Below are 14784 nucleotides of genomic sequence, written 5' to 3' on the forward strand. Positions count from 1 at the left end.
AGGAGAACCGATTACAGCGAAAGGGCAAAATTTGGGCAAAAAAATACCGGGCACAAGTCCCGGTATTTTTATCTCAGCAACGAATTAGCCGAGGATTTTAGCCAGCTCAGCGCTAACTTCTGTCACTTTACGGGTGCCGTCGATTTTCACGTATTTGGTGTTACCGGCTTGCGCTTCTTTGCTGTAGTAAGAGATCAGCGGAGCAGTCATCTGATGGTATTCCACCAGGCGCTTACGCACGGTCTCTTCCTGATCGTCTTTACGAGTAGTCAGCTCTTCGCCAGTCGCATCGTCTTTACCTTCCACTTTTGGTGGATTGAAGGTGACGTGATAAACGCGGCCAGATGGTGCGTGTACGCGACGGCCAACGATACGCTCAACAATCAGCTCGTCCGGCACTGCGAACTCCAGAACCACGTCCACATTGATGCCAGCTTCTTTCATTGCATCAGCTTGTGGAATAGTGCGTGGGAAACCATCAAGCAGGAAACCGTTACGGCAATCTTCCTGGGTAATACGTTCTTTAACCAGAGCGATAACCAGTTCATCTGTAACCAGTTTACCGGCATCCATGATGTCTTTTGCTTGTTTGCCCAGCTCTGAGCCAGATTTCACTGCAGCACGCAGCATGTCACCTGTGGAGATTTGCGGAATGCCATATTTCTCCATGATGAACTGAGCCTGAGTTCCTTTACCTGCGCCCGGAGCGCCAAGCAGAATAATACGCATTGCGTAATTCCCCATTCGTTTGGATTTTTGATTATTTAAAGCAGAGGCGATGACCTTACCATTAAAGGCGTATTCACCTCAAGAATAGCGGGGCTTGCGAGCGCTGTTAGCAGGGTTTAGATGAAAAAAAACCTGCCATTTTGGCAGGTTTTTGTCTTTTCTTGATGGAGGATGGCGGGTAAACGTAATCGCTACCCGCCCCTGTCATTAAGAAACCAGCAACTGGTTCATACGACGGATAAACTGGTTTGGATCTTCCAGCGTACCGCGCTCAGCTAACAGTGCCTGGTCGAGCAGCAGCTCAACCCACTCAGCGAACAACGCTTCATCCTGAGTATCCGCAACACGTTTCACGAGGCCATGATCCGGGTTCAGCTCGAAGATGTACTTCACTTCCGGCACTTCCTGGCCCGCAGCGGCAAACAGTTTTGCCATTTGCGTGCTCATGTCATTGCTGTCAGTGGTCACGATAGCCGGAGTGTCGGTCAGACGGTGCGTCAGACGCACTTCTTTCACACGTTCACCCAGCAGGGTTTTCACACGGTCAACAAACGGCTCAAGTGCTTTTTCAGCTTCTTTTGCTTCCGGAGTCTCTTCGTCGGCCATTTTTTCCAGTGACTCGTCAGTTTTGCTGACTGACTGGAACATTTTGCCGTCGAATTCGGTCAGGTAGCTCATCATCCACTCGTCGATGCGGTCAGAAAGCAGCAACACTTCGATGCCTTTCTTACGCAGCAACTCCAGATGCGGGCTGCTCTTCGCGGCTGCATAGCTGTCGGCGGTGATGTAGTAAATCTTCTCCTGCCCTTCTTTCATGCGTGACACGTACTCTTCCAGCGACACAGTCTGTGCAGCGGAATCGGTATGCGTGGTCGCAAAGCGCAGCAGTTTAGCGATAGTTTCCTGGTTCGCGTTGTCTTCAGCAGGGCCTTCTTTCAGCACCAGACCGAAGTTTTTCCAGAAGGTCTGGTATTTTTCGCTGTCGTCTTTTGCCAGTTTTTCCAGCATCTGCAATACGCGTTTGGTCAGCGCACTACGCAGGTTTTGCGTTACACGACTGTCTTGCAGAATTTCACGCGACACGTTCAGTGGCAGATCGTTGGAATCTATCAGACCACGTACAAAACGCAGGTAGTTCGGCATAAACTGCTCAGCGTCGTCCATGATGAAAACGCGCTGCACGTACAGCTTCAGGCCGTGCTTATGGTCACGGTTCCACATATCCCACGGCGCCTGAGACGGGATGTACAGCAGGCTGGTGTACTCTTGCTTCCCTTCCACGCGGTTATGGCTATACGTCAGCGGGTCAGTGAAGTCATGAGCCACATGTTTGTAGAACTCGTTGTACTCTTCGTCTTTAATTTCAGACTTGCTACGGGTCCACAGCGCCTGGGCTTTGTTGATCTTTTCCCAACCGAGAATGGTTTCGCCATCTTTCTCTTCGCGAGTTTCAATCTCAACCGGCAATGCGATGTGGTCAGAGTATTTGCTGATGGTCGAACGCACGCGCCAATCATCTAAGAACTCATCTTCACCTTCACGCAGGTGCAGGGTAATTTCAGTACCGCGATCGGCTTTAGTGATATCCGCAACGGTATATTCGCCAGCACCTTCTGATTCCCAGAACACAGCTTGATCTGCAGGCACGCCTGCTGCGCGAGTACGCACAGTCACTTTATCTGCCACGATAAACGCAGAGTAGAAGCCCACACCAAACTGGCCGATAAGCTGGCTGTCTTTCGCCTGGTCAGAACCCATGGATTCGAGGAACGCTTTGGTGCCAGATTTTGCAATCGTACCGAGGTGATCAATCGCTTCGTCGCGCGTCATACCGATGCCGTTGTCGGCAATGGTCAAAGTGCGTTTTTCTTTATCAAAAGAGACGCGCACGCGCAGTTCGCCGTCACCCTCGTAGAGGTCAGCCTGAGACAATGCGCGGAAGCGCAGTTTGTCTGCCGCATCAGAGGCGTTGGAGATCAGCTCACGCAGGAAAATTTCTTTATTTGAGTAGAGGGAGTGGATCATCAGGTGCAGAAGTTGTTTCACTTCAGACTGGAAGCCACGTGTCTCTTGTCCTTTCATGGTCATTGATACCTCAACAAAATCAAAATACAGGGGTGATGAAAACGCTGAAGGTGATATGAGGATAGAACGTGAGGTTTTCAAGCGGGAAAAGAGATTCTTCCAATCTTTACCCTAAATAATTGGAGTTGCATCAAGGCGGCAAGGGAGCAAAACCCCAGTCACTTACTCAAGTAAGTGACTGGGGTTTGTGAGTGAAGCCAACGCCGATGCAGCTTCAAGTATGACGGGTAAAATTAGAAATTAATCTTGTGACGCCCTGCTAAAGAGTGGGACAACGTCGTGCCATCGACCATTTCCAACTCGCCGCCCACCGGCACACCGTGCGCGATACGGCTGGCATCCACACCATATTGCCCGCATAGCTCGGCAATGTAGTTGGCGGTGGCTTCACCTTCCACGGTTGGGTTGGTGGCAAGAATAAGTTCTTTGATGGTCTCGCGCTCAAGACGCTGTTCTAGCCTGTCGAGGCCAATATCTTGCGGGCCGATGCCGTCAATTGGAGACAAATGCCCCATCAGCACAAAGTAACGCCCGGAAAACTGGCCGGTCGCTTCAATGGCGTGGATATCCGCAGGCGTTTCCACCACACAAATCTGGCCATTTTCCTGGCGGCGCGGATTGGCGCAGATTGCGCACACTTCCTGTTCGGTAAAAGTACGGCAATCAGCACAGTGGCCAATTTCAGACATCGCGCGTGTTAACGCTTGAGCAAGACGCATTCCACCGCTGCGGTCGCGTTGCAGGAGCGCGAACGCCATACGTTGGGCAGACTTTGGGCCAACGCCTGGCAGGCAGCGCAAGGATTCCATAAGGGCGGTAAGTAAAGGACTGGTTTGCATCGCTCAGACTTCTGAAAAAAGAGTGGACCATAGCCTAACATTAGCCCCGCAGGAGGGCATAGAAAATAATCCCCTTGTGCGAGGTGCTGCGCAAGGGGAAAACTTTTATGCGCGTTGGGAGTCGAGTTGCTCCTGATTGGTCACTACGTCTTGCGCTTTTTGGTAGCTTTCGATCAGTAAGCCGTACTCAATAAACACGCCACCCCACAGGTTTGCCCACTCCATAGCATCATCACGGTTCCAGGTGTGCTGGACTTCGGCTACTACTGCGGCGGTGTCCATCGGCACAACACCCGCCTGCACCACACGCGCCAAAGTCACTTCCTGGGCCATTTTGGAATAGGTGCCGGAGGCGTCAATCACTGCAAAGACTTTAAAACCTTCGGCCGCGGCACTGATTGCCGGGAAAGCCATGCACACGCTGGTTACAGTACCGGCAATAATCAGTGTTTTGCGTCCGGTAGCTTTTACCGCAGCGACGAAATCAGGGTTGTCCCAGGCGTTGATTTCACCTTTACGCGGCACATATTGCGCATGCGGTGCGTACTGGTGGATTTCTGGAATCAGCGGGCCATTCGGGCCCTGTGGTACAGAAGCGGTGGTGATGACCGGAATATTTGCAAGCGTTGCAACTTTAGCAAGCACGGTGGCATGAGTGCGTAAAGTTGGCATTGGCATATCGTGCACGAGCTGGAACAAACCGCTTTGATGGTCGATAAGCAGCATTACCGCGTCACTCGGGTCAATCATTGGAATTTGTCCGTTAAAGTTTGCAGGAGCCATGTTCATATCCTCTTAATTTAATAAATAAACTACTGAAAGTTAACGGCTACCTGGACGATAGCCGTTTATGCTAGTTAAACTTTCTGACCAAATTTGCCCTGATTAAAATCGTCAATGGCCTCTTTGATTTCCTCACGGGTGTTCATGACAAACGGCCCGTATCCCACCACTGGCTCGTTCAGCGGCTCACCGCTCAATACCAGAACGACTGCGTCATTGTTGGCTTCAAGCGTCACTGTTTCACCTTTAGCATCCAGCACCACCAGTTGCGCCTCACGAACCACTTCCTGCCCATTGACCTGTACTGTGCCTTTGAGAACCACCAGCGCCGTGTTCCAGCCATCTGGCAGCGTCAGTTGCGTAGAACTGTGCGCATTGAGCCGCATATCCAGCACACGCAGTGGAGAAAATGTGTGTGCTGGGCCTTTTGCGCCATCCATTTCACCTGCGATGACACGTATCTGTCCTGCGTTATCCGGTAGCGTGACAACCGGGATATCGGCGTCGGTAATGGACTGGTAGTTCGGTGGCGTCGACTTGTCTTTGGCTGGCAAGTTGACCCACAGCTGAACCATTTCAAGCGTACCGCCCTTCTCGCTGAAAGCCGGTGAGTGGAACTCTTCATGCAAAATGCCACTGCCAGCGGTCATCCACTGCACGTCACCCGGGCCAATCACACCGCCGCTGCCGGTGGAATCGCGGTGAGCCACTTCGCCTTTGTAGACGATGGTGACGGTCTCAAAACCGCGGTGCGGGTGTACATCAACGCCGCGCTGCCCTTTGTTGCTCGGCTTAAATTCCGCTGGGCCTGCGTAATCGAGCAGCAGGAACGGGCTGAGCTGTTTTTCAAATTTTGAGTAAGAAAACAGTGAGCGAACCGGGAAGCCATCGCCCACCCAGTGGGAAGTCGGTGCTGAATAAACGCCAAGAATTGATTTCATCGTTATCTCCATAGAGTGTCGATTTCTGTTGAGATAAAGCTTACTCATAAGACGAACTCCCCGGTAGACTCTGAAAATGAACTCAGTGTTCCATAAACAGGACAATGGCAATGCAAGACCTCAACGATCTGTGGTATTTCGTGCAAGTGGTGGATAACGGAGGGTTTTCTCCAGCAAGCCGCGTTATCGGCATTCCAAAATCACGCTTGAGTCGCCGTATTGCACTACTGGAAGAAAGTCTTGAGACACGTTTGATTCAGCGTTCAACACGCAGTTTCACAGTAACCGAGGCCGGGCAGATTTTTTATCGCCACTGCAAAGCAATGATTATTGAAGCCGAAGCCGCGCAGGAAGCGATTAATTCGTTACGCGCAGAGCCTCGTGGGCTGATTCGCCTGAGCTGTCCGATTGCTCTGCTGCATGTGCATATCGGAGAGATGCTGGCGAAGTTTATGGCCCTTTATCCGCAAGTCACCGTGCAGCTTGAAGAGACAAATCGCCAGGTTGATGTGCTAAATGAAAATGTCGATTTAGCGGTGCGGGTACGCCCATTGCCACTGGACGATAGCGATCTGGTGATGCGCAAGCTGGCGGATCGCGGCATGTGCCTTGTGGCAAGCCCCGAACTGGTTGAGCGCTTTACAACGCCTGCATCACCGGCAGATCTTCAGCACTGGCCAAGTCTGGCATTGTCAAAACCGCAGCAGATTTACCGCTGGTGCCTGTTCGGCCCGGATAATCAGGAAGTGACGCTGCACCACAAGCCACGCTTTGTGACCACGGATATGGATGCGCTACGAGCGGCTGCGCTGGCAGGTGTGGGGTTGGTTCAGTTGCCAATATTAATGGTTAACAAGCAACTGGCAGATGGAAGCCTGGTGCGTTTGTTACCCGAGTGGCGAGCAAGGCGTGAGGTTATTCATTTGGTGTTTCCTTCGCGGCGCGGTCAGTTACCGGCGGTCAGGGCATTGATTGATTTTCTGGTGGAGAGTTATGCGGAGTTTGAAGAGGAGTAAGGGTGTTAGTTAGATGCCCTCATTGAGTTAAGGGCAAACTATTAATGCCCTAAATAATTCGTGTTGCGAGTGCAGCTAACGCCCCCGCAACACGAAGAATGACAGAAAATCAGAATGGCATTTTGAAGCCTGGTGGCAACTGCATCCCGCTGGAAACACCCGCCATTTTCTCTTTCTGCGCTTCGCCGATACGACGAGCCGCATCGTTGAAGGCCGCAGCAACCAGGTCTTCAACCATCTCTTTGTCATCTTCCATCAGGCTTGGATCGATTTCCACGCGACGGCAGTTGTGAGCACCATTGATGGTCACTTTGACCAGACCCGCGCCGGATTCGCCAGTGACTTCCATTTGGGCGATTTCTTCCTGAACCTGGGCCATTTTTTCCTGCATCTGCTGGGCTTGCTTCATGATGTTGCCCAGACCGCCTTTTCCAAACATAGTCTTCTCTCTTTTGCTCGGGCCGACTAACCGTACGTGACGATTAACGGCTATCAGGGTTTACAACAAACCGGCATATACCCAAGCTACTTCAAGATGCAGGTAGGCGGCAATCGAATGAATCCCGATGAGCTTACTTGAGTAAGTGATTCGGGTGAACGAGAGCAGCCAACAACCCTGCTACTTGAAGGGCGAAGGGTATAACCGGTCTGTCAAATTGGTCGAATACTATCGTCATCCAGTTCTGCATCAAAGAAACGACGCAGCGTCTGAATGTTGTTGTCAGTTTTCATTGCTTCCCGCGCTTGTGCCAGCTTCTCTTCGTAGATGGCCTGGCGCCATTCAAGCGGGGTACGTTGCGCAAGATTATCATCTTCAATAATAGTCAGCTCAACAGTTTCACCACTAAAAGTACTCAACGCGTCCACCAGCGTTTTCTGCGCCGACGGTGAATTCAAATGCCGAAGTGCCGGGCGCAAGTGCAAACAGACACGGTTACCGTCCTGCTCTTTCCAGGCATTTAATGCAAGCTGCTGCACTAATTTCGGCAGCACCAGTTGGCTAATTTCAGCCGACCAGCTATCGCGCTCAATGGCCTCCAGAGCCAGTTTTTGCGCAAGCTCAGGCGTTTTCTCATGCTCCATCGCGCGCTTCAATGCTTTTGGTGTCGCAACGGGTTCTTCGACGACATCAGAAACAATTTGCGACTTCCAGCGATAAGCCTCGGGCTTGGGCTCAGGCTTTTCTTCTGTCTGCGCTGCGGGCCGGGACTGGATACGTTCGCTCACCGAGGCTAAACGTTCCAGAGCGGTACTGTTCTTTGCCGGCCGCGCTAGATTTGGCGCTGCCGGCTCACTCTTTTTTGCTTTGTTGGCTCCCTGCTGGCGCATGAGCTGTGTTCGCGCTTGCAACACCTGACTGGTGGTGTCTGGCAGCGCAGTCTCATTGGGCCGTGGCGCGGGTGTCATTTGTTGGCGCACCGGAACAGGGTTCACCACCGGAATACTTGGCGCCTGACGCGGTTGTTCTGGCTCTGGTAGTGGCTTGCGCGGGTGGAATGCCAGCGCGCGCAACAGAGTCATTTCAATGCCCATACGGCGATCTGGCGCCCAGGATAGCTCTTTGCGACCAATCAGCAAGGTTTGGTAATAAAGTTGGACTTCAGCAGGCGGCACGACACGCGCCAGCTCACGCATACGCTGTTCAATCGCGGCCATGTCGCTGCCTAAGGCTGCAGGCGAAAGCTGAACCATTGCTACGCGGTGCAGCAAACTCAGCATTTCCACCAACAAAGCTTCCCACTCAACACCGCGCCCGGCGGCTTCATTAAGCAAGTTCATCACTCGCTCACCATCAGCCTGCACCATCGCCTCAACTAGCGAAAGAGCCTGGTCGTCATCGAGCGTGCCCAGCATCGTGCTGACAGCGGCTGTTGTTACATGCCCATCACCACTCGCAATCGCCTGGTCGGTAAGACTTAGTGCATCACGTAGGCTGCCATCTGCGGCGCGAGCCAACAGTTGCAGAGCACGGGTTTCGCTGGGGATTTTTTCTTCGCCAAGAATGTATTCCAACTGATGGCGGATTTGTTCGACATCCAGCGCTTTCAGGTGGAATTGTAGGCAGCGAGAAAGAATAGTGACCGGCAGTTTTTGCGGGTCAGTCGTCGCCAGCAGGAATTTGACGTGCGATGGCGGCTCTTCCAGCGTCTTCAACAATGCGTTGAAGCTGTGGCGGGAGAGCATGTGCACTTCATCGATAAGATAAACTTTGAAGCGGCCACGCGCTGGCGCGTACTGAACGTTGTCCAGCAAATCACGCGTATCTTCTACTTTGGTGCGCGAGGCGGCATCAATTTCAATCAGATCAACAAAGCGACCTTGTTCGATTTCGCGACAATTGTCGCATACACCGCAAGGAGTGGCGGTAATGCCGGTTTCACAATTTAACCCTTTCGCCAACAGGCGAGCGATGGACGTTTTACCCACGCCGCGCGTCCCTGAAAAGAGATAGGCGTGGTGGATTCGGCCCATGGATAAGCCATTAGCCAGGGCAGTCAACACGTGTTGCTGGCCGACTACATCAGCAAAAGTTTGTGGCCGCCATTTGCGGGCTAAGACCTGGTAGCTCATTCGAGATAGGCTCTACATCGCGGGAGTGAATTGAGGGGGTAATGCTAACATAAGCCTCACCTTATGGGCGAGGCTTCTATACCCATCATCCTTCAAGCTGCAGGGGTGTTGGCTGCATACGCTCATCCCAGTCACTTACTCATGTAAGCTCCATGGGATGAGAGACTCCTGTCTCTCACCGGAGGCCAGCCTTCGGCTGGTCAAATTCGTTCCCGACGAATTTGTCTCGTCCTTGCCGCCTACCTGCAACTCGAATGCTAACGGGTATAATTTGGGGAATACGAAGGCTGGACTTAGTGGCCAGGGAAAAGCACGAGGCTGTAGCTTTTCACGCCCATTTTTTCCAGGCGCTGCTCACCACCAATATCAAACAGATTGATGATAAACGCAGCGTCAGTCACTTCCCCACCCAAACGGCGGATCAGTTTCACTGTTGCTTCGATGGTGCCGCCAGTTGCCAGCAGGTCATCCACCACCAGAACTTTGTCGCCAGGCTGGATTGCATCAACGTGGATCTCCAGCTGATCGGTGCCGTATTCCAGCTCGTAGTTTTCAGCGATAGTTTCACGCGGCAGTTTGCCAGGCTTGCGTACCGGCACGAAGCCGACACCTAATTCCAGCGCAACCGGTGCGCCAAACAAGAACCCACGCGCTTCGGTACCCACCACTTTGGTGATACCGGCGTCTTTGAAGCGTGAGACTAATAACTCGATGCTGGTGGCGTAGGCTTTCGGATCTTCAAGCAAGCTGGTAACGTCACGGAATAAGATCCCAGGTTTTGGGTAGTCTGGAATACTTTTGATGCTATTTTTCAGATATTCAAGCTGCTGCGCAGTCGCGGTCATAATTAATGCCTGCTAAAAACATGATTCTAACAAAGCACGAGACGGATTTATTAAACGTTCAATAATCGGTCATACCGTGCTCGAAAACGGTCGAATTTACTGGCTGGCACCAACAATTGCAACCACTGCAAATGCGGTTTATGGCTTTTGTTGCTTTTCATCAATTACCGGCATACGCCACATAAAGAACAGCAGCGCGCACATCATCACTAATAATAGTAGTCTGACCCACAGAATATTGACCAGATAAAGGGATACCGCAAAGGTTAATACGATGAAAATCAGCGCCCTGGGTTTAGCTCCCGGCGGCAGCGCACGATGGTCCTGCCAATGGCGGATATAACTGCCAAACCATGAGCGGTACAGTAACCAGTGATGAAAGCGCGGCGAGGAACGGGCGAAGCACCAGGCCGCCAGCAGCAAAAATGGGGTTGTGGGAAGTAAAGGTAAAACAACACCCAGCGTCGCAAGGACTACCGCCAGCCAACCAATGATGATTAAAATGATCCGTTTCATTCATTATTCCGTACTTAAACACGTGCAACACTGGAGATTCATTTTGTGAAAACCGCCGCGCTGTTACAAGCTTTGGATGCTCGCGTCGCGGAACTCGCACAGGCCATTGCGCCTGTCTCGTTACAACGCGCATCGCAAGCACGCTTCGATCGTAAACTGTTTTCCACTCACAGTACGCAACTTAAAGATTATCTGACCGAAGTTCAGGCAAATCTCGCACAGCTACAGCTTAGCGTGAAAGTGGGTAAAGCGGAGCAAGTTGCGTATCTGGCCGAAAAGCTGGTGGCGCAGATTTCCGCTTTGCAGCGTGAGCTGGCGACCTGGAAGATGCGTAAAAACGATCCGCAGCCGCCGGTTGTCGAAAACTTGTATGAGAAGCTCTCCACTCACCAGGATTATGAGCGCCGCATCCAGATTATGATTAGCGATCGTGAAAGCCAGCTTTCAGTACAGGTCACGCTCGCCGGGCAACAAAAGCTCCAGAAGGAACTGGCCGCTCTTGAAGGCCGTTTGCAGCGTTGTCGCCAGGCTTTAACGCGTATCGAGCGATCCATCGAACGCCGGGAACGTGGGCTAAGCTAACGAGAGTCGGTCAATCGGGAGAAGCTACATGGGACTTTTAGCCTGGGTATTAATCGGTGTGCTGGTCGCGGTAATGATGAGGCTGTTATGGCCAGCAAGAAGCGGCATGTTTGCGATTGCAGTCGTGACAACCACCGCAGGGGCACTGATCGGCGGCTATATTTGCGCCGTCTTTAATATTGGTACTTTGGCCACGCTTGATGCGCGAGCGCTGTTTGCCGCCGTCATTGGCGCGCTGTTATTTCTCTTTTTGTTTCGCAAACTACAGGTTAATTAAATGTCGCTGGAAAACGCACCAGAAGAAGTCAAACTGGCTGTCGATTTGATAATGCTGCTGGAACAATATGAAATCCCGACGGAAACCGCGCTCGCAGCGCTTGAGATTGTCCGTCAGGATTTTTTGCGTAAGCGGGAAGAGAAAGCCTCCCGCTAATTTTTACTGAGCAGGAACGATGTCGTCACCGTTTGAGTTGCCCTTGATATCGCGTTTCACTTCTGTCAATTCATTACCTTTGTCATTACGCAAATGCACTTCGAGTTGGTTGAAGGCGATATTAATGCCATTTTCGCGACACAGACGATCGATAGTCCGGTTTAGCTCATCGACGGTGTAGCTGCGGTCACGCAGTTCACGCACATACAGACGCAGTTCGTGATCTAACGTGCTGGCCCCGAAGGTGGTGAAGAACACCGTCGGTTCCGGGTCGTGCATCACTTTCGGGTGTTCATGCGCCGCTTTCAGTAAGATCTCACGCACTTTATCCAGATCGGATCCGTACGCCACTCCCAGACGGATAACCACGCGGGTGATGGTGTCGGTAAGCGACCAGTTGATCAGTCGCTCCGTCACAAACGCTTTGTTCGGGATGATCACTTCTTTGCGGTCAAAGTCTGTAATCGTGGTGGCACGAATACGAATTTTGCTGACGCTACCGGAATATGCACCAATCGTAACGGTATCGCCGATACGCACCGGGCGTTCAAACAGGATAATAAGGCCGGAAACGAAGTTACCGAATATCTCCTGCAAACCAAAACCTAAGCCCACCGACAGCGCGGCTGCCAGCCATTGCAACTTATCCCATGACACACCGAGAGAGCCGAAGATGGTCATCGCCCCTACGGCAGTAATGGCGTAGTTAAGAATGGTAGTGATGGCGTATGAAGCACCCTGACGCATTTGCAGACGTGAGAGTACCAGGACTTCAAGCAGGCCCGGTAAGTTACGAATCAGCACCCAGGCAACAGCGAAAGCAATCGCGGCAAATAACAGGCTGCCCATGGTGACGTTTTTCACTACTGCTACACCCGCTTCGGAAGCGCTATAACTCCAGAGCTGGATACTGTCCAGGTAACCGAATACCCCGAACAAATCTGACCAAATGGTGTAGAACACCAGTGCAAACAGGGCGAACAGAGCAATGATAGCCAGACGCATGGTTTGCTGGTTGATTTGGTCCAACGCTAACGGTGGCTCTTCTACCGGCTCGCCCCCTTCTGCGCCCTCTTTCACCAGATTCTCACGGCGCGCAACGGCGCGGCGGTAAGCCATACGACGCGCTGCAACGCTTAATCCACGCAGTACGGTCTGATAAACCAGGTTCCAGATAAGTATCAGATAGATAGTTTCAATCCAGCGACCGGCAAGGCGAAGTGTCGTATAAAAATAGCCCATCGCTGTAAGCACGATTAACACCGCGGGTACCACGCCCATCATCGTGACAGTAAACAACTGCATGGTGTGGTTGTTTTTATTGCGCCAGTTTTCACGGCACATTGGGAAGACAAGCGCGGTGATAAGCAACAGGTTGAAGAAGATGATCAGTTGACCCAACGCATCTTCAACCAGATGTAGCGGCGAACGCTCCCCGAGCACCGACCAGAATAACAACGGTAATAGTGCACAACCAATACGCACCAGTTGGCGGCGATAATGGCTGCACAGTTGCGGTTGCATATTAAAGTGGCTAACAGCTACACCATTTTTAGAGAGCACCTGGTAAGTTAAACCGAAGACTAACCAGAACAAGGAGAGCTGTTTGCAAAACGCCAACATCGATTCGCTGATGTTCATCTGCAAGCCAGCAAACACCAGGCCGATTGAGTAGATGACCAGAGCGCCCGGCAAAACTTTAACCAGCGTCAGAGCAATGGCTTTCGGGGTCAGCATTTGGCTGTCGTTACGCAATTGCCCGACACGACTCGCCTGCTTTTCCAGATAGCGGTCTATCGCTTTAAAGCGCCAGCGTATAACGCCTGCCAACAACAAAGCCGGAATCATCAGCAGCAGAATGGCGAGAATTTTAAGCGAGTTTTCTGGCCCTTTAAAATTGAGTCTGGCGTTTTTAAACTGATCGCGCAGAGAAGAAGGCAATGATTTCAGCCAGTCCCAATCCATCGGCTTATTACTGGTTACCCAGAAAATTTGCTCAGTCAGGATCTGGTCGAGGGATTTGGTGACGTTTTGCAGCTGCTGCTGGTTGTTCTGCAAGTTGATGGCCAGCATTAACTGCATGCCAAGCTGCTTATTCAACTGATCGAGCAATTCACGACGAGTATCCAGAACCTGCAATAACGCATCGTGAACTTCCGGGGTGACATCGGCTTTATGACCATCTTCGATTTTCGCGACCAGCTCGTCCGGTTGGAACAACGCGTCACGTTGCTGGTTTACATCAAACTGTTCGAGACGAATATCCGCAATGCGGTTGGTCAGATCTTCAGTGTCTTCCGCCGACGGCAGGTTTTGTTGCTGCTGTTGGTAAAGAATACGCGACAGCAACAAGCTGCCTTTCAGAACGGCGATCTGTTCTTTGAGGTTACGTTCAGATTGCAGAGCACGATCCAGCGTATTTTTAATGCGAATGCTCGAAGGCACCATTTCATTGGCATGCTGAGTGGCGTCAATCAGACGCTGGCTCAACTGATGGTTGATATCCAACTCCTGCTTAACCAACGGGTTTTGCTGAATTTTAACGGTATCTTCAGAGTCTATGGCGTCCTGCGCGGTCTGCTGCGTCAGGGTTAAACGCTTGCTGCTCGCCACTTTTTGCAGGATCTGGAGGGTCGCCTCCATTTGATTAATATGCGCATTGGTGTAGTCACGTTGCTTTTGCAACGTATCTTGCAAGATGGTGTTGCCTTTGAGGCTGTCACGCTGTTGATCTAACTGCGCGTTCAATAATGCTTGTTGGGCCAGTAATAAAGTTTGCTGGCTTGGTCGTAAATCTACAGCGCCTGGCGTTACACCATTAAGACGATTGCGAATCGCTTCAAGCTGAGTCGATGCCGCAGTCATTGCATTCTGAACACGCTCAGGTTGCGTTTGCAGCGAGATCAGTTGGCTATTCCAGGTCGCTAAATCGCTTTGCGCGTTCTGTAACTCCGTCATTAAATCATTCAGGCGAGACTCAAGTTGGCGCAAACTGAGCGCTTCGATTTCCGCTTCTTCATCGGCCGGATTGGCGTGTTGGTTTTTAATCTCGTTGAGCGCATCAGTGGCTTTGCGCAGCACTTTTGGTGCTTCCGTCACCTGCTGATGGAGTTTTGCCGTTTCGTCCTTGACCCGATCAATTTTATCCAGCACCTCAAGAGTCTCATTGAGATCTTGTTGGGTGAGTTTGTCATTTGGAGACAGTGTCTTTTGCTTATTCAGTGCGGACAGCTGATTTTGAATCTCATCGCGGCTAGGGAGATCGCTACCATTTTTTTGCGCCCAGGCTGGCTGCGCCAGCACGCAAAGCAGGCTAACGAATGCAATGAGCAAAAAACGTGCGGGTACGCGACGTGAATACAGTGAATACAAGAGTTGCGGCATAGTTTGACAGTGTTTGAGAACAGGCCGAAGAATGGCGAGTTAAAGACGAAATATGAGCCG

14 protein-coding genes and 1 other annotated feature are annotated in these 14784 nt (G+C 51.6%); of the genes, 4 read left to right on the forward strand and 10 right to left on the reverse strand.

The window, feature by feature from the left end:
• Positions 1 to 84: 84 nt before the first annotated feature.
• From adk to EDF88_RS08140, 5 genes are all read right to left on the reverse strand, one after another.
• Positions 85 to 729: an adenylate kinase gene (gene adk, locus EDF88_RS08120; RefSeq protein ID WP_064516724.1), complete on the reverse strand. Its 645-nt coding sequence runs from the start codon at positions 727 to 729 to the stop codon at positions 85 to 87.
• Between the two features lie 207 nt (positions 730 to 936).
• Entirely contained in the window at positions 937 to 2811 is a 1875-nt protein-coding gene (gene htpG, locus EDF88_RS08125) for a molecular chaperone HtpG (protein ID WP_064516722.1), read from the reverse strand.
• A 236-nt stretch (positions 2812 to 3047) separates the two neighbouring features.
• Positions 3048 to 3653 (reverse strand): recombination mediator RecR, encoded by a 606-nt coding sequence (gene recR / locus EDF88_RS08130; protein WP_034458095.1) that lies wholly within the window; start codon positions 3651 to 3653, stop codon positions 3048 to 3050.
• Between the two features lie 105 nt (positions 3654 to 3758).
• The gene (locus EDF88_RS08135) at positions 3759 to 4436 is read right to left on the reverse strand and encodes an isochorismatase family protein (RefSeq protein WP_134183982.1); all 678 of its coding nucleotides are present in this window, start codon (positions 4434 to 4436) and stop codon (positions 3759 to 3761) included.
• 74 nt (positions 4437 to 4510) lie between these two features.
• Positions 4511 to 5377: a pirin family protein gene (locus tag EDF88_RS08140; RefSeq protein ID WP_134183984.1), complete on the reverse strand. Its 867-nt coding sequence runs from the start codon at positions 5375 to 5377 to the stop codon at positions 4511 to 4513.
• Between the two features lie 104 nt (positions 5378 to 5481).
• On the opposite strand from EDF88_RS08140, the gene EDF88_RS08145 reads away from it, so the two are divergent.
• On the forward strand, positions 5482 to 6393 hold the full coding sequence (locus EDF88_RS08145) for a LysR family transcriptional regulator (RefSeq protein ID WP_226812123.1): 912 nt from the start codon (positions 5482 to 5484) through the stop codon (positions 6391 to 6393).
• A gap of 109 nt (positions 6394 to 6502) precedes the next feature.
• Here the strand turns inward: EDF88_RS08145 and EDF88_RS08150 are convergent, their stop codons facing one another.
• The 4 genes from EDF88_RS08150 to EDF88_RS08165 all read right to left on the reverse strand — a co-directional run bounded on the left by EDF88_RS08150 (position 6503) and on the right by EDF88_RS08165 (position 10325).
• Positions 6503 to 6832, reverse strand: coding sequence for a YbaB/EbfC family nucleoid-associated protein (locus tag EDF88_RS08150; protein ID WP_034458087.1), 330 nt, complete (start codon positions 6830 to 6832; stop codon positions 6503 to 6505).
• 212 nt (positions 6833 to 7044) lie between these two features.
• Entirely contained in the window at positions 7045 to 8964 is a 1920-nt protein-coding gene (gene dnaX, locus EDF88_RS08155; RefSeq protein WP_064516713.1) for a DNA polymerase III subunit gamma/tau, read from the reverse strand.
• Positions 7651 to 7715 (reverse strand) — a sequence feature (DnaX frameshifting element). Its footprint overlaps the gene before it by 65 nt.
• A 293-nt stretch (positions 8965 to 9257) precedes the next feature.
• On the reverse strand, positions 9258 to 9809 hold the full coding sequence (apt, locus tag EDF88_RS08160; RefSeq protein WP_034493753.1) for an adenine phosphoribosyltransferase: 552 nt from the start codon (positions 9807 to 9809) through the stop codon (positions 9258 to 9260).
• Positions 9810 to 9947: 138 nt separating this feature from the next.
• Positions 9948 to 10325: a DUF454 family protein gene (locus EDF88_RS08165; RefSeq protein WP_034458081.1), complete on the reverse strand. Its 378-nt coding sequence runs from the start codon at positions 10323 to 10325 to the stop codon at positions 9948 to 9950.
• Between the two features lie 45 nt (positions 10326 to 10370).
• On the opposite strand from EDF88_RS08165, the gene priC reads away from it, so the two are divergent.
• The 3 genes from priC to rsmS are packed head-to-tail and all read left to right on the forward strand — an operon-like array spanning position 10371 to position 11340.
• Positions 10371 to 10907, forward strand: a complete 537-nt coding sequence (gene priC, locus EDF88_RS08170; protein ID WP_064516711.1) for a primosomal replication protein PriC — start codon at positions 10371 to 10373, stop codon at positions 10905 to 10907.
• A gap of 28 nt (positions 10908 to 10935) precedes the next feature.
• A complete protein-coding gene (locus EDF88_RS08175; RefSeq protein ID WP_134183988.1) occupies positions 10936 to 11184 on the forward strand; it encodes a hypothetical protein in 249 nt (82 codons plus the stop codon).
• Positions 11185 to 11340 carry a pleiotropic regulatory protein RsmS gene (gene rsmS, locus EDF88_RS08180; protein WP_134183990.1) on the forward strand — a complete coding sequence of 52 codons (156 nt, stop codon included), beginning with the start codon at positions 11185 to 11187 and terminating at the stop codon, positions 11338 to 11340.
• A 3-nt stretch (positions 11341 to 11343) separates the two neighbouring features.
• Here the strand turns inward: rsmS and mscK are convergent, their stop codons facing one another.
• On the reverse strand, positions 11344 to 14724 hold the full coding sequence (gene mscK / locus EDF88_RS08185; RefSeq protein WP_064516706.1) for a mechanosensitive channel MscK: 3381 nt from the start codon (positions 14722 to 14724) through the stop codon (positions 11344 to 11346).
• Between the last annotated feature and the right edge of the window lie 60 nt (positions 14725 to 14784).

Source organism: Buttiauxella sp. BIGb0552, assembly GCF_004366275.1.
GTDB lineage: Bacteria > Pseudomonadota > Gammaproteobacteria > Enterobacterales > Enterobacteriaceae > Buttiauxella > Buttiauxella gaviniae.